A 21,413-nucleotide genomic window follows, 5' to 3' on the forward strand; every position below is an offset into this window, starting at 1 on the left:
ACCGTCCTCTCCAAATTAGAAATATCCAAAACAATCCGCCGCACCGGAAGCAGCAAGCTGATGCTTATCAGCCTTCCTTGGTGATCGGTGCAAACTTCGCCAGCAGCCGCTTTACGCCGACAGGCGCCGGGAAAGCGATCTGCAGCTCCGTATCGTCGCCGGATCCCTTGATGGCGACGACGACGCCGGTGCCCCACTTGCCATGGGCGACTTTATCGCCCATCTTGTAGTCGGTCACCGGCTTGGCGCCACCGGCGCCTGCTGCTGCAGCCGCGGGACGCGCAGCGCCCGCCGTGGCGGCTCCGCCCGCGCTCGGGCGGAAGCTCGCTGCCGCAGACGGCCGGGCCGAGCTGCCGAAGCCGCCGCCCGCGGAGGAGCCGAAGCTGCCGCCGGTGCTGCCGTAGCGGCCTTCGCGGCTGCCCCAGGAGCTGCCGCCCGACCGTCCGCCGATGGTACCGCCAGGCGACGCGACCTCCAGCAGCTCCTCCGGAATCTCCGTCAGGAACCGCGACGGAGCGTTCATATTCGTACGCCCGAACAGCGTACGCATTCTCGCACAAGTGAGGAACAGCTCCTGTTCCGCGCGCGTAATGCCCACATAAGCGAGGCGGCGCTCCTCCTCGAGCTCTTCATTGTCGTTGTTCGCCCGGCTGTGCGGGAAGACGCCTTCCTCCATCCCGATGATGAAGACAACCGGGAACTCCAGCCCCTTGGCGCTGTGCATCGTCATCAGCACGACGGAATTGTTGGCGTCGGCCGCCGCTTCCGCTTTGTCGTTCATCGAATCGATATCCGCGATAAGAGCCAAATCGGTCAGGAACGAGACGAGCGACTTGTCTTCGTTGCGCTTTTCAAAGTCCATCGTAACGGACAGGAACTCGTCGATGTTCTCCAACCGGGCGGTCGCTTCAATCGTCTTTTCACGCTGGAGCTCGACGCGGTATTCCGTCATCTCGAGCATTTTTTCCGTCAGCTCGGTTACGGACAAATAGTCGACCATCCGGTACAGGTTGTTGATCATCTCGCGGAAATCCGCCAAGGCGTGCTTCGCTTTGGTCCCGATTTCGAGCGCTTCGACCTCCTCCAGCATGGCGAACATCGAAATACCTCGGCGTCCGGCCGCATCGGCCAACCGGTCGATCGTCGTATCGCCGATACCGCGTTTGGGCACATTGACGATTCTTGCGAAGGAAATATCGTCGTCTGGATTCGAAATAAGCCGCAGATAACCGAGAATGTCCTTGATCTCTTTACGGTCATAAAACTTGATGCCGCCGACGATCTGGTAAGGAATATCGGACTTGATCAAAATTTCCTCTATGACCCGCGACTGGGCGTTCGTACGGTACAAAATCGCATGATGATCGTAGCGTTTGCCGCTTTTTACATTTTTATTGATTTCATTCGTAATAAAGTACCCTTCCTCATGCTCGGAATCAGCTTGGTACAAACGAATTTTGCTGCCATCGCCCTTATCGGTCCACAAATTTTTGGCCTTGCGTCCCGTATTGTTGCCGATTACCTTGTTCGCCGCATTCAATATATTGGAGGTGGAGCGGTAGTTTTGCTCAAGCAATATGGTCGTCGCGTTAGGGTAATCCTTCTCAAAGTTCAAAATATTGCTGATATCCGCGCCGCGCCAGCGGTAAATCGACTGGTCGCTGTCCCCTACGACGCAAATGCGCTTGTGCTTGTCCGCCAGCATCAGGCAGAGCATATATTGGGCGCGGTTCGTATCCTGATACTCGTCGACGTGGATATATTGGAATTTGTTCTGGTAAAACTCTAGCACTTCCGGCACTTCTTTAAACAGCTGAATCGTCGTCATGATCAAATCGTCGAAATCGAGCGAGTTGTTGCTTTTCAGCTTTTTCTGATACAGCTTGTACACTCTAGCGACAATGCCGTCGAAGTAATCACCGATCAGGCTCTCGAGCATTTCCGGTGACTTGAGCTCGTTCTTCGCCGTACTGATGGCCGCTTGAACGGCCTTAGGCTCGAACTTTTTCGAATCGATGTTCAGTTCCTTCATACAATTCTTCACAACGGACAGCTGATCTCCCGAATCCAATATGGTGAAACTCGAAGAAAAGCCCATACGGGAAATATCTTTCCGCAGAATGCGGACGCACATGGAGTGGAAGGTGGATACCCAAATGTCCTGTCCTCCGGCTCCTACGAGATGGCCTACGCGCTCCTGCATTTCCCGAGCCGCTTTGTTCGTAAAGGTTATCGCCAAAACGCTCCACGGAGCCGCTTTTCTGGTAGCGATCAAATAAGCGATCCGGTGCGTAAGCACACGGGTCTTGCCGCTCCCCGCTCCGGCCATAATCAACAGCGGACCGTCTACGGTTTCGACCGCTTTCTTTTGCTGAGGGTTCAAAGTATTTATAGATGAAAAAATATCAATCATTCGGATCCATTTCCTTTCATTGCTTATTGACGGCGGAAGCTTTCGCCTCTCTCACCGCCTGAACGGTAGCCAGCGCTTGCTCCGGCTGCTCGTACACGGCATTGCCGACAACGACGGTATGTGCCGCCAGCGCCGCATCATATGCTTTCTCCGGGCTGTCGATGCCGCCTCCATAGAACAATCGGGCATCCTTCAGCAGCTCTTTGATTCTCGCCGTCAACTGCATATCGCCGAACGTACCGCTGTATTCCATATAAAAAATCGGGCAGTGCAGCAGCCGGTCGGCCAAACGGGCATACGCCTCCACATCCCTCGTATCCAAAGCCGTATTCGCCGAGGTGACACGCGCCGCGGTGGACTGCTCGTTCAAAATAACGTAGCCTTCGGTCACAACCTGGCTCCAATCCATGATGGCGCCGTACTCGCGCAAAGCCTGCTGGTGATGCCCGATAATCCATTGCGGATCGCCCGCATTCAATACCATAGGGATGAAGAAGAAGTCGAATCCGGGAACTATCGCCTCCTGATCGGAAATCTCCAGTGCACAAGGCACCTCGAATCTCCGGATGCGGGACAATAGGTCGACCGTGTTGTCGAACGTTACGCCCGACGATCCTCCTACAATAATAGCGTCCGTCCCCGAAAGACATACCCGCTCCAGCAGCTCGTCGGAAATATCCCGGTCCGGGTCCAGCTTGAAGATATGGTTCCATTGCTTAAAATCCCAATGCAACGTATTGCCTCCGTTCCTTGTTTGACAGTTTGGGGCTCCCAAACCTGCTTATATAACCGTCTCTACAGACAAGTCTATGCTACCGTTCAAATCGTGTCAAATCCGTTTCCAGCCAGTTTTCCCCAGCTTTTTGCCGATACGAAAAGAAAACGCCTGAGAACACGTGTTCCCAGACGTTTTGAATTATAATTTTTTCATTTGTCTCATATAAGCATGGCGTGTCAGCAAGAAATAAAACAGCTGCATCACCGCATAAATGACCATGATCATCGCCCCGTATTTCCATACGCTGACGTTCATCAGGTTGCTTAAAGCTTTATAGGCAAAGCCGGCGTGAATGCTGCCTACGATAACCGGGATGAAGAAGATAAGCCCGATCTGAGCGTTCGTGACGGTCCGTATTTCCTTCATCGACACTCCGATTCGCGTCAGCGCCTTATACTGGGCCTGATCATCCTGCAGCTCGGTAAACAGCTTGAAGTACAGCATACTGCCGGAAGCCATGAAAAAGAGGAAGCTGATGAAGACACCGATAAACATCGTGAGCGAGCTGAACTGCTTGATCTCCTGGAAAGCATCCGCTCGGGCTATCACCTGCTTCTGCTGATCTTGGGTTAAGCCCGCCTTCAGCTGCTGGACAGCTTCTCGAGATTGCTCCCAATGTGCCAGTTCATACCCGGCGTAATACGCCTTGTCCTCTTCCCGCGCTTTGGATAAAATCGTTCCGAACTGTTCATCGTTCATAAGAACGACTTGATTCAGATCATAATCTAAACTGAGAAAGGATCCGTTCAGCTGACCGTCCATTTGCAAAGTAAGAGGAGCTCCGGACGCTGTCGCCGACAGCACGTCCCCTTTGGCGAAATACTGGACATTCCCGCCTGTATACGGATAAATAAAGACCGCATGATCGCGGGCGATTTGCAGAGGGGCTGCCCCCTGCTCCTTCTTCGCCGTCTTATTGTAGCTGCTTGCAGGAAGGATGAGCACATCTGTCTTTCTAGTGCGATTAGGCAGCTTGAGTTCGATAGCAGTGGCTACCCCGACGTCCGAGATGCTCTCCGTCACCTGCATCCCGTTTTGTGAGAGAGTGCCTTTTACCTGCTCTGGCTTCATAGCCTCCGGTACGACAGCTCCCCGGCTCGTAAAACCGATCGCTTGCGGGTAGGAGTCCACCAGCTGCGCTCTCGCGCCTTGATAAAACATATAGACGGAACCGGAGGCCGACAAAATGACGGCGCTTAAAACGGAAACGACAAACAAAATTCTGGCGTTATCCTTCATCTTGAACACAAGCTGTGAAATGGTGATCAGCCGCGTGCTCCGGTAATACAAGTGCGGCATCCGCTGCAGTCTTTTTAATATAGCCACACTGGCTTGGGTGAACAAGAAGTACGTGCCCAGCACCACGATCAAAATAACCGGTATCATCACGAGCACAATATTGCTTGGCGACGAAGTATAGGCTGTATAATAGCCGCCTCCGAGACAAACAACCGCTAGAGCGACGAGCCATCCGGAAGCAACCGGCATGGCTTTGGGCTTCTTGGAAGCTTTCAGCAGCTCAATAACCTGGTTTCGCCCCATCCCCACTAGCGTAATAAGAGTGATTGCCAAAAATAGAAGCATGAAGCCCACCGCCGTATAGAGCAGCGCTTGAGGGACGATCAGGAAGCGGATCGGGTTATCGACCTGCATCAGCTGGGCCAGCGCCATAAAAAACAGCTTCGAGAACAGCGTACCCAAGGCGCAGCCGGCGACGATGGATAGCAGGGCAATCGCGGTATTTTCGTAAAGCACCAGCTTGTTGATCTGCGTACGGGTCATGCCGAACAAGGTCAACAGGCCGATTTCCTTTTTACGTGTCTTAAGAAAAGCGAAGCTGGCATAAAGCACGAAAAAGAACGAAAAGATGGCGATCAATATTTCGCAGGCGACCATGCCCTGCCACACTTTGTCGGCGCCTTGAATTTTGCCGCTCACGACATCCGGATGGAAAATGAAGGACGCATAAATGTAAAAGATCATAACGGAAAACGTGCTGCTCAGAAAAAAAGCGATGTACCGATGCCAATTGCCCTGGATATTCTTAAGCGCGAGCTGTCGGAAAGTCATCAAAATCCCCTCCCAAATAGCTTAACGCGTCGAGAATTTGCTGGAAGAACGCAGGCCGGTTGGAGCCGCGGCGAATTTCGTTGAACAGGCGTCCGTCCTTAATAAAGACGATCCGCTTGCAATAGCTTGCGGCGAACGGGTCGTGCGTCACCATCAATATCGTAGCGCCCCGCTCCTCATTCATCTCCTTCAACGACTCCATGACATCCTTGGCCGCCTTCGAATCCAGATTCCCGGTCAGCTCATCGGCAAGCAGCAGTGCCGGCTTATGAATCATGGCTCGGGCAATCGCGGCACGCTGCTGCTGGCCCCCGGACACCTCGTACGTTCTCTTGTCCAGCAGGTGGGTAATGTTCAGCATGTCCGCCACCTCCCGAACTCTCCGCTCGATCTCACTCACCTTCACATTTTCCAGCACGAGCGGCAGGATAATATTCTCTTTCAGGCTGAGCGTCTCGAGCAGGTTGAAGTCCTGAAAAATAAACCCGAGCTGCCTGCGCCGAAACAGCGCCAGCTCCTTGTTGTTCAGCTTGCTGGGATTCGTCCCGTTAATCTCTATGTGGCCCGATGTGGGTTGATCTATCGTTGCGAGCAGATTGAGAAGCGTCGTCTTGCCGCTGCCCGATGGGCCCATGACGCCGACGAACTCCCCCTCCTGAATTTCGAGTTGAACCTGATCGAGAGCCTTATAGACGGCGTTTCCGCTCTTGCTTCCGTAGGTTTTGCATAAACTGTCCGTTTTCAACACTGCCATGTTCCATTGCCTCCCTAGCCTTTCATTAGAAGCCCGGCTCGTTCAGCCCCTTGCCTTCGCTGTCCGTGACCGGCTTATGCCCTTAAGTATAGAAGAGGACGGGATAAGCTGCTATCGATTCACCTTACAGAAACGGGCGGCAATCTTACAATATTGTCACCTTCTGAGCACATCATGAAGCACCGAGGCGGGAGGAAAATGAATCGTCACGGTCGTTCCGACGCCGGGAGCCGACTGAATGTCAATCCGGTGTCCGAGCTTGCGGCATAGCTCCCTGACGAGATACAGCCCCATTCCCGTCGATTCTCCTGTCGTTCTCCCATTCTCCCCCGTGAAAAAAGGATCGAACACCCGCGGCATATCGTGCCCGGGAATGCCGATCCCCGTATCCCGAAAGACAGCCCGGACGCCGTCTCCCTTGTGCAGGAGGGTTATTTCGAGCTGCTTGCCCGCCTCTCCGCTTGTATTCTTCGCATATTTGATGGCATTCGAAACAATTTGCCGGAAAATGACCGCAATCCATTTCTCGTCCGTTTCCGCGTAACGGGCCTCTTGGTCTACCGCCAGCTTGGGGAACACCCCTTTGCGGATGCAAGCTCTTTTATGCTCATTAATGACACCGCGGACCACCTGCTCCAGATTGACCTTGTGTATATGAACATCCAGCTCGAACTTCTCCAGCCGGGCCGTTTGAAGCATCATATCCAGTCCGTGGGCGAGCCTGTCGTTTTCTTCCTGAATGCTTTGCAGCGTTTCCCGGGTATCCGTCTCCTCATCCGCTTGCTGAGTCAGTAAATCGATGACGGATACGGGCGTTTTCATTTGATGAACCCATTGGCGGATAAACACATCATGCTGCTCCTGCTGCTTGCGGTAATGCGTCAGCCGGTTCTCGACACCGCTGTGCAGCTGCCGGACAAGCTTCGCCATGAATTCCTGCTCCCTCGTCACGCCTTCCGGAAAGCTGTTGATCCGGTCCAGCGGCTCGGGATGCGACTCAATAGCCAGCAGCTTCTTATAGTAGGCTCGCTGACGGACATAATCGATCAAAAGATACGTAGCTACACCGGCCACACATAGCACGCCGATATAAAGCAGATTGTCCAGCTGAATGGATAAGCCCTGCGGCAGCATTGCCAGCTGTACGACGGCAACGACAAGCAGGATGTTGAATAAATAGATAGCGATATAACCGATTCGATCGGCAATAAAATCGATCAGCTTCATACCGAAGCCCTCCAGATCGTGTTCATCCGGTAGCCTTGCCCGCGAATCGTCTCTATCGCCTTATGGATGCCGAGCTCCTCCAGCTTTTTGCGGACTCTCGTCACATTGACGGTCAACGTATTGTCGTCGACGAAATCGATATCGTCCCATAGAGCCTCGAGCAGCTTCTCTCTAGTGACGATACGGTCGGCATGCTTGACCAGACAATCGATAAGCACGTATTCGTTGCGCGATAAATCTACCTTCTTGCCGTCCCACTCCATCGTGTTTTTGGCCGCATCGAGGACCAGTCCCTCTACATCGAGACGGTCCCTCTGCATCGTCCCGGCTCCCGCGTATTCGCCGTACGCGCGGCGAAGCGCACTCTTCACTTTGGCGATCACGATGTCCAGATGGAACGGCTTCGTAATGTAGTCGTCGCCCCCATGCTCTATCGCCATAACCTGATCCATTTCGCCGACGCGGGCCGACAAGAAGATGATCGGCGCATTCGACACCGTCCGGATTTGCCTGCACCAGTAGAACCCGTCGTAATGAGGGAGATTAATGTCCAGCAGCACCAAATCCGGCTGTTGTTCAAGAAATATCCGCTTAATATCCCGAAAGTCCGTCGTCCGGACGGCCTGATAACCGTACTTCTCCATATATCCATGCAAAATGGCGGCAATTTTATCGTCATCCTCTACGATAAGAATCCGGTACAATGAGATCACCTCGCAGATTTGTCAGTTCTTTCCGTAGTACTCATTATACCGTTACCCTAGGCTGTTTGCAGCCAAACTCGATGGGTGCGACTATTTCTACATCTATATAGAAGCAATGGTTTTGCCAAGTGCGGATCGATTGGTGCTTATTCGGGAAATACGGGAAATATCCTCGCTTGCTATAAGACAACGATACACACGATACACAAAAGCCCCTACAGGTATGCTGCAGGGGCAAAAAAGGTGATGCATTTTGAACAACGCCTTTTACACGTTCTCAGAAGTTGTATTTCCCGGTAACGCTGTTCTGCGGCCGGTCTTGTGCCGAGGTGACCGACGAGGAGGAAGCGTTGTTATCGTCCGAAGCGGTCCAATCGAAGCTGTTGCCGCCGCGGGTAGCGGAAGCGTCGCTTCCGTCGCTGTCATCGGTCCAGTTGTAGCTGTTGCCGCCACGGCTGGACTCTGCGGATGCAGAAGCGCTGTATGCCCCGAGGCTGGAGCCGAATCGGCCCGCCGCGCTGCTCGACTGCTGCGACTTGGCGCTGTTGTAGTCCGAGATGTCCGCGGAGGAACGAATCGTCGAAGCGGACGAAGTATATTCATTCGACAAGGCTTGCGACGTCGGATTCTGGTTGTAGCTGAATCCGGCCTCTCCGCTCGGAGAAGTGTACCCGTAGCTTGCTTGCTGGCTTTGTCCTTGAGCCGGCTGGCTGCTTTGGGAGCTGATATTCGCGGAGCTTAAGCTGCTGTAGCCTTGTTGATCGCTCTGGCTTGTGCTTTGGCCGTAGCCTGCCGTTCCATAGCCTTGGGAGGCAAAGCCCGCAGAGCCGTAGCTTTGACCGTAGCCCTGACCCGAGGAGGCTTGTTGGCCTTGAGAAGAAGCCGTGGATCCAACGATGGCGCCTCCTGAATGGGATGGTGCGCCATAGCCGCCTTGCTGCTCATACGACGCGTACAGCGGCTGTTGCTGCTGCTGGAACGAAGTCTGGTATCCTTGCTGCATCGGCTGCTGATACATAGCCGCACTGGTTGCATAGCTGCTTTGGATCGACTGCTGAACCATAGACTGAAGCTGCTCTGCTTTTTGACCTTGCTTCTGCAGCTCCTGATGAATTTCTTGCTGTTCGGCCATTTTGACGGAGCCGTAGCCATTCAGCTGCGACAATACTGTAAACAGCTCGGCTTGCTCCTGCATCATGCGCTGCGCCAAGCTTTGGAACGTTTGCCGGATCGCCGGATGCGTTGCTTCCAATGCAGCCGTAGTATATTCGCGCGCGATACGCTTTTGCTCGGACAATACCAGATTGCCCCAGTCCTGCTCTTGAAGCGGCATATGCTGCGAAGCATTGAAGCTTCGTTGTTGCTGTTGTTGTTGTTGATACATCTCTTTTACACCTCCTGGAATCTTAATGAGTCGTATACGTATGCTGCTGAAGCGTCCGAAGCAGCTGATCGGAGTGCTGCAGGCAATCCTGGGCAATTTGGGACAGCTTCTGTTTCAGCTGGGGAGACTGACAATCCGACAATCCGTGGATCGCGAGCTTCGCCAGCAGCTCCTCATTTTTCAAGCTATCGGTTATGTACGCCAATTCTTTGGAGCTGACCGTGTTCATTCCTTGCTGCTGTTGCTGCGCCTGTTGATTAAACATCGATATGTCCTCCTTTCGTCTTTGACAAAGGTAGAATGCCCCAAGAGTTGGAAAACTATGTGCACTTTTTTCTCATTATTGGAAAAATTGTTCATTGATTGCAGCGGGCTGCAGCGGCAACCGACAAATAAAAAAGCTCAGGATACCCGGAATCGGATATCTTGAGCTTTGTTCTACAGATTGATTTATTGCTTAGGCTGTGTCTGATCGGACTGCCCTGCCGCTGGTGCCGGAGTCGGCTCAGGAGCTTGTGGCTGCTCCTTGAACTTATCGGCAAGCTCCTGCATGGACGCCGCCGGAACGGCATACGCCCAGGCTCCGTTTTGCTGCACAAGCCAGACGTTGTCCTGCTCCACCTTGCCTGTATACGTCACCGTCGTCTCTTTATTTGAAGAGTCGGCTGTCTTCACTTCGATGCGCAGCTCGGGAGAATCCATCTTCACTTCAGCTGCCGTCTTCGCCAGCTGCTCGGTGGAAATGAATTGCACCTTATCGAGATAGGAACCGGCATCCGAGCCTTTAATATCCTGTCCGTTCAGCTTCCAATTCGCTTCATACGACTTCTTGTCCGTGTCCGTCTTGGTAAGCGTAAATTTCTCACCCTTCCACTCGACGTTGATAGCGCGCACTTGGTCGTATTCCAGCCGGATCGGGCTCTTCTCCATCAAATCGAGCGGCGTGACCGCAAGAGATTTGACCTGGGAATCGCTCATCTTGAACACTTCCGGCGAGCCGCTGTACATGGCATAGACGAAGCCTTCAATGAGCATCGGATTGCCGACGCTCAGCGTCTGCACCGTACCGTCCTTCAGCTTGACGGTAAACTGCTGCTGCGGCTTATCCAGCCCGAATTTGGCCAAATCTTTGCCTTCCGCGTCGATAGTCGCGTCCTTTGTCAATTGATTGAACGAATTTACCCAGCCGTTGGAGCTGTATTCGTTCAAAGGAAGCGGAGACGGCTTGGTCATCGACCATTTGCCGTCCTTTTGCTGCATTTCCAGATCCGTTTCGGCCGTCTTGACCGTGAAGCTGACGACGTCATCCTTGTTCACCTTGGCCAAGGACGCCGCCGGCTCCTTTTTCTCCTTGAAAAAGTCTTGGCTGGACGCGTACCAAAAACCTCCGATACAAATGATAACCAGAATCAGGGTCGGTATGAGCCGCTTCATCCTCTTCTCCTCCTCCACCAGATCGTACCGCCGACGATCAGGAAGAGTAACGGGAATAGCAACACCGTACCATAGAAAATCCATTGAGCCTGACCGCCTGTAACCATTGCACGCTGCATTTGATTTTCACGAGGTCGAATCGTCACTTGATCTTTTTGCTCCTGCAGCCAGCCTACGCTGTTCAGAGCGAAGTCGCGGTTGCCCTGCAGCCCGATCACATCGTCCCGCAGGAATGTAGAGCCGCCGAGCACAACGGCTTTCGGCTTCTTGTCTTTCGTCTCGACCACATAGCCGAGATTCAGAGGGCCTTTAATGTCCGAATCTTCCTTGGTCGTGCCGCCTTTGGCCAATTGCTCGAGATTCGTCTCGCCGTAGGCTTGATCCGTCGTTTTCAGAATCATCGTCGACGGGTAATCGGCTACAGGCTGTGCGTCGAGCGCAATAGCAAGAGTCATGGACATGAGCAGGTTGGAATTCTGCAGCTTGCTCGTAATATCATGGAAGCCGTACTCCGGAATAATCGTCAACGGGCTGACCAAGCGGCTGTTTTTCGGATCGATTGCAATCGCCTTATTCTCTTTAATGCCATAGAGGCCGAGCAGGGCGTCGATATTTTTCCATTTAGCCATTTGTTCGCTATAATTCAGTGCAACGTACAGCTTTCCTTTGCCGTTCAAATATTCCTTCATCAACGTCATTTCCGCGTCGCTTAGGTCGGATTGCGCCCCGATAATGAACAACGCTTGAGCGTCATCCGGGATTTTGCCTTCGCGCAGCAGGTTCAGCTCACCGACTTCGTAATTTTGCTCTTCCAAGCCGGTTCTCCATAGCGTCATTTGATTGAGCGGCGTTTCATTGTGGCCGGACAGGAAGTACACTTTCGTTTTGTCCTTCACATTCAAATTAATTAAAGCCTGGGTGAGCTTCTGCTCCCCGTTGAATTGATAATCGGTTTCCGATGTCGATTGGAACATGTCGTAGAAATATAACGTCTTCTTCTGCGTTCCGCTCTCCACCACCAGCGTACCGGCCGGATCGATCTCATATTTCGCAGCAATTTCCGGCTGGCTTTCGATATTGTATTGATCGAATACGATTTTGCTGTTGCGCTTCTTATATTCCTGAACGATATCGACAATCTCGCGATTCATCACTTCCGGAGTCTGGGAGCTGGTAAACGCCATCAAATGGACGTCTTTATCCAGCGTTTTCAACGTCTGCAGCGTTTGTTCCGACAGCGTGAACTGCTTGTTTTGCGTCAAATCGACCTGCAAGCTTTTCGTTGAGTTGAGAAATATCGTCAATACGATAAAAATGCCGATCACCGCAAGCGACAGCACGACCGCATTCGTACCGCGAATCCACTTGTTCAATTGCTTTTCCCCCTTCTCGCTTTGCATTTTCATCACTTAAGTCCTATGCAAAGCCGGTTATCTCCAACGTTTTCTTTCCAGCACTTGAATGCTTAACACGATAAATACGATGGCCAGCGTGACGTAGAACAGCACATCGGCAAAGTTCAGCACGCCTTTTTGCAGATTGTTGCCCCGGTTCATGATGGAGAACAGACCGATGTAATCCTTGATCTTGCCCCCTACCGAATCGCCTAGCCAATCAATCGTCCACAGGAACAGCAGGATGACAATGCCCAGAATCCCCGATACCATCTGGTGCGCGGACAGGGATGAAGCGAACAAGCCTACCGCCATCATCGCAGCCCCGACCAAAAAGACGCTGAGGAACGACAGCCACAAGACCGGCTGATCCAGTGTGCCATAAGAGCTCATGATAAGCGGATACAGCAAGCAGCCGCCTACGAGCAGCAATTGAACGACCAATGCCGCCAAATATTTGCCTATTACCACTTCCGTGATGCTGATAGGGGAGGTGAGCAGCAGCTCATCCGTCCCTTGTCGCAGCTCGTCCGATACCAAGCGCATCGTTAGAAACGGAATGATGATAACATACAAAAAGCTGACCGGGCTCGTCACCATGCGAACATCAATCATGCCGGAATATAAAAAGTTGGAGCTGAACATATAACCGACGATCAGGAAAAAGAAGGCGAATGCCGCATAAGAGGTCGGCGAGTAAAAATACATTTGCAGCTCTTTCTTGCAAACGGCCCACATTCTACGCATTCGGCGTCACCTCCGCCTTGGTGGATTCGTTATCGTCTTCGTCATCGGACGTCTCGACCGCTTCATTGGTCGTCAGCTTGAGGAAGATGTCCTCGAGACTCAAGCTCTCCCGCTTCATGGCGAGAATCGGATACCGCCGCTCCGCCATGCGGTAGAAGATCTCTTCGCGAATGTCCGCGTTATCCTTCGCGGACACGAGCACCTTCACGGTCGGCTCGTCCGCGACCGTGGCGGCTTCCGCGCCTGCGCCTTGCTCAGGCGCGTCCTGCTCCGGCTGCTGCTCGGGCGCAGCCGGGGTGGTTGCCGCTGCTGCCGTGCCGGCAGCGGAAGCGTCCGCCGCCAGCGGCTGTACGCTGGCGATGTGGGGCAAGCCGCGCAGCTCGGCCAGAACGGCCTGGCGCGGCCCCTTGATCTCGAGCGATACCTCGAATCGCTCGCCCAGCGAATTCGCCAGCTGATCGGGATGGCCGTCCATCACGATGCGCCCTTGGTTGATGATCAATACGCGGTTGCAGAGCGTATTGATCTCGGGCAAAATGTGCGTGCTCAGCAGCACGGTGTGGTTCTCGCCCAGCTCGCGGATGAGCTGGCGGATTTCAATGATCTGCTTCGGATCGAGACCCGAAGTAGGCTCGTCCAGGACCAGCAGATCCGGATTGTGGATGATCGCCTGTGCGAGACCCATCCGCTGCTTGTAGCCTTTGGACAGCCCGCGGATAATTTGCCGCTCCCGCCCCTGCAGGCCGAGCCGCTCGATCACCTCTCCGATCCGGCGCTTCTTGTCCTTGCCCGGAATGCCGCGCAAATCGGCGATAAATTCCAAATACCCTTGTACCGTCATTTCCGGATACAGCGGCGGCGTTTCCGGCAAATAGCCGATCTTTTGCCGCGCCTTCTTCGGATGGTTACTCATCGACAGCCCGTCGATCGTGATCGATCCGACCGTCGGATTCAAATAACCGGTAATCATCCGCATCGTGGTCGTTTTTCCTGCTCCGTTCGGCCCCAGAAATCCTACGATTTCGCCGCGGCTCATGGAAAAATCGATATTGTGTACCCCTCTTTGGTTTTCGTACAGTTTACTTACCTGCTTTACCTCAAGCACGCATGTAACCCTCCATTCGAAACGAATTGTTCGCCTACTTAAGCCATTTCCATAAACAAAGTTGCTTAACCTCCAACAATATACAAATGAAACAATAATACCAGCTTAAACAAATCTGAAAATTAGATTAAAAATTTGTGTCTAAAATGTGAACGAGGTGTAAATATCTAAAGATCTCTTTAGAAACCTGAGGTTTTTCTGGATGGGTGATCATGAGAAAAGAGGTTATCGACTTATTCCTAAGAGGAACGACCTCGTGCCGCGGATGCCTTTATCGTCAAAAGACACGTTTTTCGTTGTGCTTGATCGCTTGATCAAATCTCAAATGATGCAGTGAGAAAACTTCTAGCGAGATCCTTTCAAAGATGAGCAGCCATTGAGTTTTTGTTTAGCAAAACTGGCTTTTCTAAGCAAAGGTATTTTTTCGCCAACTAGAAATTTGCATCCGATGTCCTCGGTATATAAAAATTCTATTATGAAAAAAAAGACTCCCTGCAAAATACATGCAGAGAGTCCTTACGATCCGCTCTTCTTAGATTATTTGCCGAATTTCTTTAACAGCTCTTGCTTAGCTTCCTCTTGCACTTGCTCGAACTTGATTCTGTAGCTGCTAAGAATATCCTCGCTTACCCCTTGGCCCCGTGCTTCGCTAATAATTCTGCCGAACTGCAATTCACATTCTATTACTTTAGCTGCCCCTTGTGCTTTAAGTTGCTTTTTTGTTTCTTCATCTGCATCGGCATATTGATCTGCCAGCGGCTGAAGCGCACTGCGGCAGCTATTTTCCAATGCCTTAAGCTTTTCCTCTGCTTTGGCTTGCGCCGCCGCTGCGTTTTTGGAGCTGCCTCCGCCTCCTCCACTGCCGCCGGAACCGCCTCCTGCAACAGGTGGTGTCGTTACCGGAGTTTCCGTTTTTGGCTGCTCCGGCTGCTTCGTTTCTTCTTTAGGAGCTTCCGGCTTAGCCGCTTCTTGCGTTTTGCTCGTTACCGTGTAGGTTTCCGGATTCCACTCAATCGTTTTGCCGATCGACTCCGAGAAGAAGCGAAGAGGAACATACAGCGAATCCTTATAGATGAAGCCCGGCAGCTCTGCGCCGATTTCCTTTGTTTTGCCGTCAAACACATAGTTCACTTTCTCTTTGTACGCGCTGATCGAAGTCGGCTTCAAATTGGCTGCATCGACCTTCTCTTTTGCGGCGTCCCCGCGCACTTGGGTGTTCATGTTATATTCTTTAATCTCCGTCAGATCGGCCGCTTTCGGCTCTTCCACCGTTACCGTGTATGTATTGGCATCCCAACGCACCGCTTTGTTCAAAGAGTAAGAAATAAAACGAAGAGGAACATAAGTGCTTCCTTCATAAATAAATCCTTGCTGACCTTCCGGCGGAGCAAAGACGTTACTATCAAAAACGAACTGCAAAGGCGCATAATATACGTCAATTGCGGTCGGAGTTTGTTCAGCATAGGCAGGACCCGCCAATCCCAGTAAAAGCATCGAAGAAACAGACCATAATTTCCATTGTTTTAACATTCTAAAATCTCCTTTATAAATGGTTTTATTCCAACTATTAGCATTTCTATTATGGTATATTAAATTTAGTAGTACTTATTTCCTATTCTATTATTCATTAGGAGGTCTATTTACATATGCCGCTAATTAATGTAAAACGAATTTGGACTCCATTGGAACTATTCGGTATTCAGCTGCTCCACTCCAACGAAGATAAACACTGGTACATCAAGAGATCCCGCAAGCCTTTAAAACGCATTCTATAATTCTAATTGTGGTGCTAGATTAACAATTGGCTTATCTTCTTCACCTGCTTTCTCTACCTATAACTTAGTTGCTATAAGTCACCATGTCATTTAAACTATAGTACTTATTAACTAATATCGGCATTTTGATAGATCCTTTCTACTACTATATCTTGTAGAAAATCATATAGATTTGCTATAATGACCCTATTCACATTAGTTCGTACGATAATGGCAAACTCATTGAAAAGTGAGGACGCAAAGCTACAGGGGCTTCATCGTCTACCGATATGCCAGCCAGCTACCGAATAACGGCCTTCGTCCGATTTCTTATGTGTAAACAAAGAAAAGGAGAACGTGAATATGAGTCAAATGGCAGCTATCAATTTTTTGAAATCGCTCTCTGTCGAAATTTGGCTGAAGGAGCGGTGTTCATGATCGTGGACAGTCTTCTCATTTCCTTCATCATTATCTTGCTCATAGGTCTTAGCTACTGGAAAGACAAGCAGTACCGCAAAAGAGGATTACGTTAACTTAGAACAGGGATACCTTCGGGTATCTTTTTCATTTACCAAGACTGCTTCTAAGCTTGTCCGTAAACTGCTGCTCGGCCTTGCTAACTTCCGAATAGTAAGCCGAACGCAGCTGATTGACACTATCCGTCGCCAGCTGCAGCGCGGTAAGCTCGTTTTTGAGCTGAAGCAGCACCTGGTTCACTTGTGCTTGCGACTCCTCTTGCATGGCAGCGGCCTGCTGAGCAAACTTATTGCCAATCTCGCTCGGGGATCCTCCATTTTTACTTGCAGCCACCACTTGATCATACAAGCCATTAAGCTTTTGCAGATTCGCGGCTTTCAGCTGTACGAGCTGGTCCTCATATTTTTTGACCACTTCCTTCAGCTTCTCGTCAGAGTTACCGGTATTGGAAGGAGCATCTTCACTTGGCTTTACCTGCTGTTCCGACTGCTGGTTAGGTTGCTGCTCAGATGAGACCTTCCCATCTTGGGGGGGAGTGGCTGGTGACCCTTGCGCCTTGCTCCCTTTCTCTGGCTCCTTATCAGCACTCGCTTGCTTAGGATCTTCCTTCTCTTCCTTAACAGGATCGGGCGACGAGGTTGGCGTAGCTTGCTTATCGTCCACCTTCGAGTCGGATGTTGGATTCTTCGAATCCGAATCTTTACTACCCGTGTCCGGCTGTTTGGAAGGCTGCGGCGTCACAATTGTCGTAGCAACGGGAGGTTCCTGTGCCGCTGCAGGCGGCGAGGATTTGCTGCATCCAACCGAGACAACTAGACTTGCCAGCATCGCTCCCGCAATCCATTTCTTCATACTTATATCCTCCGTCTATTCATACCGCAAAGCATCGATAGGCTTAATCCGCAAAGCTTTCGCGGCTGGAGTTATACCGAACAACAGTCCCAGCACTACCGAAAATAACAGGCAACCAGCAACGATCTCCCATGGAAAATGTGCCGATAGCACCGGGAATATCCGATGGAGTGTAATAAGCAGCCCGTACGCTCCGGCGAGCCCAATGACACAGCCCATCACGCTGATGTACATAGCCTCAACCAGAAACTGCAGCAAAATGTCCCACCACTGAGCGCCTACCGTCTTGCGAATGCCGATTTCTCTGGTACGCTCTTTGACCGTCAAAAGCATCACATTCATAATCCCCAGTCCACCGACCAGAAAAGAAATGCCGGTAATCCCCACCGCAATCGCAGTTACAAGATCGGTAATCGTATCAATGACGTGAAGCGCTCCTTCCGGCGCCATTAAGCCGAAATCTTGTACCCCACCATGGTTATTTACAATCACCTTGGCGATTTTCTGCCTCACCGCTTCCAACCCTTCAGGAGACTGAGCCTTGAAAAAGATCATCGACGCATTTTGCAAATTCGCCGTTTCTGCGACCATCTGGTAGCTTGTATACGCCCGCTCATCGAAATTAAAGCCAATCAACTGCTTTTCCTTCAAAACACCAATGATGGTGAAATCGATCCCTTTAATTTTCACCTTCTGGTCGAGTGCGCTTTGATCTTCAAAAAGAAGCTGCTTCACCGATTGTCCGAGCACAATGACCGGCGTTCCGTCTGCTGCCTCCTGCTCTGTAAAGAACCGTCCTTCTTCCAGCTCCATGGAGAACACATCGGCATAATCCGGCGTCGTTCCGGTATACATCGTTTCCACGCTTTTCGTAGCCGTTCGCATAGAAGTAATGGTCTCGATCTGTGGCGCCGCTTGTACAATCTCCGGAATTTGCTGCTTCACATCCATGGCGTCCTTGTAAGTGAGAGTGCTCGCCACTGAGGTGAACGATAGCAGACTGGACAAGTTCGTCTGGCTAATGTTTTTGCCGCTGTTCAGCAGTTTCCCTGGAACCACTGCAATCTGCTGCATACCGACGCTCTGTACTTGACCGACAAGGCTGATCTTGAAGTTATACAACACCGACAGCAAAAACACGACCAGCAGCGTACTAATAGCTATCCCGAGGACTGCCAGCCATGTTCGCACCGGGTAGCTCCATAAGCCTCTTAGCGATACGATGAATACTCGCAGCAATCTCATGCTTTTGCCACCACCTCCGCCGCCGGTTCCGCCCAGGTACCATTCCGTAAAGTCAACATCCGTTGGGCCGTCAGCGCCACTTCCCGGTCATGCGTAACAAGGACGATCGTCTTTCCGCTATCATTCAGTGTTTGGAAGATTTGCAAAATGTCATCCTTCGAGTGCACATCCAAATTCCCGCTCGGCTCATCCGCCAGCAGCAGATCCGGATCGTTAATAATCGCACGGGCTATGGCGATCTTCTGCTTTTGCCCGCCGGACAAGTTCATCGTCGGTTCCTTTGCTTTATGCAGCATGCCTACTTGCTCCAAAGCCATGTGGATTCTCTTTTCTCTCTCTTTACGACTCTTGGTCGTGTAGAGAAGCGGCAGCTCCACGTTATCTCGTACGCTCAGACGTGGAATCAGCATGTACGACTGGAACACGAACCCTAGCCTCCGGTTCCGGAAGTCTGCTAATTTACTGCCCCGAAGCCGGCTGATATCTGTTCCTTCAAACGAATACTCTCCTGTGGTAGGCGTATCTAATGTGCCCAGTATATTCATTAGTGTAGACTTGCCGGATCCCGACGGACCCATGATGGATATGTACTCGCCCTTGGTGATGGTGAGGTTTATATTCTGCAGGATTGAGACTCTGGATCCCACTTCGGTTAGTTCTTTTGAGATGTTTTTTAGTTGGATCATGCTGACATGCCCCATTTTTCTAATAATCGTGAATATCTTAACTTCAGTTGTTCTTCGATAATTTCGATAATAATGACTCTTCTTTATAATCTCCATAACCTTTATTTAAATTTAGATACTTAATATTATGGTGTGGTTTTCTTTCTTCTTCAGGCGGTAAAATCGTATAATCCCTAGCATACCTTCTGAGTAAATAATCATGATAGTTTTTTATAATAGGAAACTTGCATCCTTCAAACTCTACTGCAACAAACTCTTTCATCAGATTAATGGGAAAATACAATTTGTTTAATCTGAAAAACAACATTTCCGCCAAAAAACCCTCTTTATGTTTACAGTATTTAACAATTTGGGCCTCGCAAAATGATATAACAGGATAATAATATTTTTTTGGAGTGAAAAGCAGTATCATCCTACATATTTTTTTTATTAATAAACCTTGATTTTCTGGTGCTGCTCTATTTACATACAGTAATGCCAAGTTAGAAAAAAAATACTGTAGCAGGCGTTGAAATCTTGATTTTGGCACAGTATCGAAGACTGAAATATCAATATATACTCCATCAATTCTCTCATGACCATACTGATTAGTTGATATACATGTTGTCGTATTATCAACTATTTTAGCTATCAAAACATTGAGACTATGATCTGTGTGATAATCATGATAAGTTAGATTACTAGGCAATTCTTTTTTACATACTGCCTTAAATTTTTCAAAATTCTCCCTGTCCATTATAATGTCAATGTCATCGTCCCAAGGGATACACCCCTTATGTACTATTGCTCCGATAGCACTTCCACCAATAAGTGAGTATTTTATATTATTATCTTTACAAAGCTTATCAATTTGTTTTAATATGTCTAATCCTTTTAATTGTAATTTGCGCAATAAGTTATTTGACAATACTTGATCACTCATTTTTAGCACCTCATTGTAATAATCTAAAAATCAGCGATTCAATATTTTATCGTTTTGATAAATAAACTGTTTACTCATAATAAAATACTAAAACATATCTGTTTTAGGAGCACTGAGTTATAACTCATAGTCTAATCGCTGAATGTAGTCAGTAAAAAATGATTAATAGACTCACTATTAATCCTAAAAACTAGTTTGCTTGTGGGGTGAATTCCTAGTGATATTTAACAAAATATTATTAGTTACCAAAACACTACCAATAAGGCGCAAGACATTGCCTGCGCAGAATGACCACGCAGCACCTATGACTCCATATTTAGGAATGAGCAGTATACTACAGATAAAAGTACATAATAGCATTAGTAAAAATAGTGGTACTTGTATCTTAAAAAACTTGGCTGCCGTAATGATATAAGTTAATAAAGATGCTATATACCAAATTGAAGAAGTAACCATTATCCAAATATATACATCATAATATTTCAGAAAATCTTCGGTATATACAATCTTCAAAAGGATCTTTCCAAAAGTTATAGATAAACAGAGGAATATTACTCCAAAAATAGAACCTATAATAACAATACGCTTGCAAAAAGCCTTGAATTTCTCAGCATCATTATTGAAATAAACCGATAAACGTGGTGCCAATGCCTGCCCTACTGCAGCAATAACTGTGCTTCCGACAACCATCAAATACACAATTCCTGAATAATACCCTAATTCATCTTGACCACTCAAATTCTGAATAAAGTACCTAGGGATATTTGCATTTAGAGCATCCAGAGTAGTGACAATTCCAAGAGGATAAGAGATTAGTACTATTCTTTTCACTCTCTGAAAAGAAAACCTTAGAAATTCTTCCTTAACTTTAGAATTAGCTTTTGGAATATCATAAGCTACCAAAATTATTACCCATATTAGAGACATAATAGCCGTACCTAAAATTAGACTATTACTTATATATAATGTTATTCCAAAAAATACCAATCCAATAATACCTTTTAAGCATTTTGAAACGGATATAACATCCATTCTCTCGCTTTTTTGTAGTAATCCATGATAAATATCACTTATACATTCAATGCATTTACTAAATGTTATAAGCATTATAATGATTAGTATATTTTGTTCATAGCTCAAATATTTTGCTAACAAAAATATCAGCACAGACCCAAAAATCATAGAGACTACTCTTGTAAAAAGGAATTCATTAAATTTATACTCATTAGTGGTTAAGTAAACATTTCTTAATTGAAAACTTAAGAACAAAATTATTGGAGTAGTAAAAGCTAGTGCAAATGAATAAGTACCAACCATCTCAATATTTCCTATTTTTGTCATAAATATTAATAATAACCATTGGGTTGCAGCATAAATTGCATTACCAAAAAAAGCCCAATAAACATTTCTTTTCAGAGATATTTGCTTAATATTACTCCCTCTCCCCAACTGCAAGTAGAATTATTA

Annotated in this window: 18 protein-coding genes and 1 riboswitch; all 18 genes read right to left on the reverse strand. The window is 49.2% G+C overall.

Going from position 1 to position 21,413, the window contains the following annotated elements; genetic code table 11:
- Positions 1-67: 67 nt before the first annotated feature.
- The 18 genes from pcrA to DVH26_RS36150 all read right to left on the reverse strand — a co-directional run bounded on the left by pcrA (position 68) and on the right by DVH26_RS36150 (position 21,401).
- Positions 68-2,413 carry a DNA helicase PcrA gene (pcrA, locus tag DVH26_RS36065; protein ID WP_239630392.1) on the reverse strand — a complete coding sequence of 782 codons (2,346 nt, stop codon included), beginning with the start codon at positions 2,411-2,413 and terminating at the stop codon, positions 68-70.
- A gap of 16 nt (positions 2,414-2,429) precedes the next feature.
- Positions 2,430-3,146, reverse strand: a complete 717-nt coding sequence (gene pcrB / locus DVH26_RS36070) for a heptaprenylglyceryl phosphate synthase (protein WP_239630393.1) — start codon at positions 3,144-3,146, stop codon at positions 2,430-2,432.
- A 183-nt stretch (positions 3,147-3,329) separates the two neighbouring features.
- Positions 3,330-5,261, reverse strand: coding sequence for an FtsX-like permease family protein (locus DVH26_RS36075; RefSeq protein ID WP_239630394.1), 1,932 nt, complete (start codon positions 5,259-5,261; stop codon positions 3,330-3,332).
- Positions 5,236-6,015: an ABC transporter ATP-binding protein gene (locus DVH26_RS36080; RefSeq protein ID WP_239630395.1), complete on the reverse strand. Its 780-nt coding sequence runs from the start codon at positions 6,013-6,015 to the stop codon at positions 5,236-5,238. The genes DVH26_RS36075 and DVH26_RS36080 overlap by 26 nt, the downstream gene beginning before the upstream one ends.
- A 156-nt stretch (positions 6,016-6,171) precedes the next feature.
- Positions 6,172-7,242, reverse strand: coding sequence for a sensor histidine kinase (locus tag DVH26_RS36085; RefSeq protein ID WP_239630396.1), 1,071 nt, complete (start codon positions 7,240-7,242; stop codon positions 6,172-6,174).
- A complete protein-coding gene (locus tag DVH26_RS36090) occupies positions 7,239-7,946 on the reverse strand; it encodes a response regulator transcription factor (protein ID WP_239630397.1) in 708 nt (235 codons plus the stop codon). The genes DVH26_RS36085 and DVH26_RS36090 overlap by 4 nt, the downstream gene beginning before the upstream one ends.
- A 277-nt stretch (positions 7,947-8,223) precedes the next feature.
- Entirely contained in the window at positions 8,224-9,330 is a 1,107-nt protein-coding gene (locus DVH26_RS36095) for a spore coat protein (RefSeq protein WP_239630398.1), read from the reverse strand.
- 22 nt (positions 9,331-9,352) lie between these two features.
- Positions 9,353-9,595, reverse strand: a complete 243-nt coding sequence (locus tag DVH26_RS36100) for a spore coat protein (protein ID WP_239630399.1) — start codon at positions 9,593-9,595, stop codon at positions 9,353-9,355.
- A gap of 185 nt (positions 9,596-9,780) precedes the next feature.
- On the reverse strand, positions 9,781-10,764 hold the full coding sequence (locus DVH26_RS36105; RefSeq protein WP_239630400.1) for a DUF4340 domain-containing protein: 984 nt from the start codon (positions 10,762-10,764) through the stop codon (positions 9,781-9,783).
- A complete protein-coding gene (locus DVH26_RS36110) occupies positions 10,761-12,137 on the reverse strand; it encodes a GldG family protein (RefSeq protein ID WP_239630401.1) in 1,377 nt (458 codons plus the stop codon). The genes DVH26_RS36105 and DVH26_RS36110 overlap by 4 nt, the downstream gene beginning before the upstream one ends.
- Positions 12,138-12,194: 57 nt before the next feature.
- Positions 12,195-12,905 carry an ABC transporter permease subunit gene (locus DVH26_RS36115; protein WP_239630402.1) on the reverse strand — a complete coding sequence of 237 codons (711 nt, stop codon included), beginning with the start codon at positions 12,903-12,905 and terminating at the stop codon, positions 12,195-12,197.
- Positions 12,898-14,010 (reverse strand): ABC transporter ATP-binding protein, encoded by a 1,113-nt coding sequence (locus DVH26_RS36120; protein WP_239630403.1) that lies wholly within the window; start codon positions 14,008-14,010, stop codon positions 12,898-12,900. The genes DVH26_RS36115 and DVH26_RS36120 overlap by 8 nt, the downstream gene beginning before the upstream one ends.
- 537 nt (positions 14,011-14,547) lie before the next feature.
- Entirely contained in the window at positions 14,548-15,540 is a 993-nt protein-coding gene (locus DVH26_RS36125) for a copper amine oxidase N-terminal domain-containing protein (protein WP_239630404.1), read from the reverse strand.
- A 447-nt stretch (positions 15,541-15,987) separates the two neighbouring features.
- Positions 15,988-16,073, forward strand: a riboswitch (cyclic di-GMP riboswitch).
- 255 nt (positions 16,074-16,328) lie between these two features.
- A complete protein-coding gene (locus DVH26_RS36130; protein WP_239630405.1) occupies positions 16,329-17,093 on the reverse strand; it encodes a hypothetical protein in 765 nt (254 codons plus the stop codon).
- A 15-nt stretch (positions 17,094-17,108) separates the two neighbouring features.
- Positions 17,109-18,338: an ABC transporter permease gene (locus DVH26_RS36135; protein WP_239630406.1), complete on the reverse strand. Its 1,230-nt coding sequence runs from the start codon at positions 18,336-18,338 to the stop codon at positions 17,109-17,111.
- Complete coding sequence (locus DVH26_RS36140; protein WP_239630407.1) at positions 18,335-19,024, reverse strand: ABC transporter ATP-binding protein; 690 nt, start codon at positions 19,022-19,024, stop codon at positions 18,335-18,337. Before DVH26_RS36140 ends, DVH26_RS36135 begins: the two co-directional genes overlap by 4 nt.
- Positions 19,025-19,067: 43 nt before the next feature.
- Positions 19,068-19,946, reverse strand: a complete 879-nt coding sequence (locus DVH26_RS36145; protein WP_239630408.1) for a LicD family protein — start codon at positions 19,944-19,946, stop codon at positions 19,068-19,070.
- A gap of 183 nt (positions 19,947-20,129) precedes the next feature.
- On the reverse strand, positions 20,130-21,401 hold the full coding sequence (locus tag DVH26_RS36150) for a lipopolysaccharide biosynthesis protein (protein ID WP_345774029.1): 1,272 nt from the start codon (positions 21,399-21,401) through the stop codon (positions 20,130-20,132).
- Between the last annotated feature and the right edge of the window lie 12 nt (positions 21,402-21,413).

Origin of the sequence: Paenibacillus sp. H1-7, from assembly GCF_022354825.1 — a bacterium.
In the GTDB taxonomy this organism is placed as follows: Bacteria; Bacillota; Bacilli; order Paenibacillales; family NBRC-103111; genus Paenibacillus_S.

Excerpts from the sequence above, each read along its gene's own strand:
- DVH26_RS36130 (WP_239630405.1), bottom strand. The coding sequence starts at position 17,093 with ATGAAGAAATGGATTGCGGGAGCGATGCTGGCAAGTCTAGTTGTCTCG.
- DVH26_RS36105 (WP_239630400.1), bottom strand. The coding sequence starts at position 10,764 with ATGAAGCGGCTCATACCGACCCTGATTCTGGTTATCATTTGTATCGGA.
- DVH26_RS36140 (WP_239630407.1), bottom strand. The coding sequence starts at position 19,024 with ATGATCCAACTAAAAAACATCTCAAAAGAACTAACCGAAGTGGGATCC.
- DVH26_RS36080 (WP_239630395.1), bottom strand. The coding sequence starts at position 6,015 with ATGGCAGTGTTGAAAACGGACAGTTTATGCAAAACCTACGGAAGCAAG.
- DVH26_RS36135 (WP_239630406.1), bottom strand. The coding sequence starts at position 18,338 with ATGAGATTGCTGCGAGTATTCATCGTATCGCTAAGAGGCTTATGGAGC.
- DVH26_RS36145 (WP_239630408.1), bottom strand. The coding sequence starts at position 19,946 with ATGAGTGATCAAGTATTGTCAAATAACTTATTGCGCAAATTACAATTA.
- DVH26_RS36125 (WP_239630404.1), bottom strand. The coding sequence starts at position 15,540 with ATGTTAAAACAATGGAAATTATGGTCTGTTTCTTCGATGCTTTTACTG.
- DVH26_RS36085 (WP_239630396.1), bottom strand. The coding sequence starts at position 7,242 with ATGAAGCTGATCGATTTTATTGCCGATCGAATCGGTTATATCGCTATC.
- DVH26_RS36115 (WP_239630402.1), bottom strand. The coding sequence starts at position 12,905 with ATGCGTAGAATGTGGGCCGTTTGCAAGAAAGAGCTGCAAATGTATTTT.
- DVH26_RS36075 (WP_239630394.1), bottom strand. The coding sequence starts at position 5,261 with ATGACTTTCCGACAGCTCGCGCTTAAGAATATCCAGGGCAATTGGCAT.
- DVH26_RS36095 (WP_239630398.1), bottom strand. The coding sequence starts at position 9,330 with ATGTATCAACAACAACAACAGCAACAACGAAGCTTCAATGCTTCGCAG.
- DVH26_RS36100 (WP_239630399.1), bottom strand. The coding sequence starts at position 9,595 with ATGTTTAATCAACAGGCGCAGCAACAGCAGCAAGGAATGAACACGGTC.
- pcrA (WP_239630392.1), bottom strand. The coding sequence starts at position 2,413 with ATGATTGATATTTTTTCATCTATAAATACTTTGAACCCTCAGCAAAAG.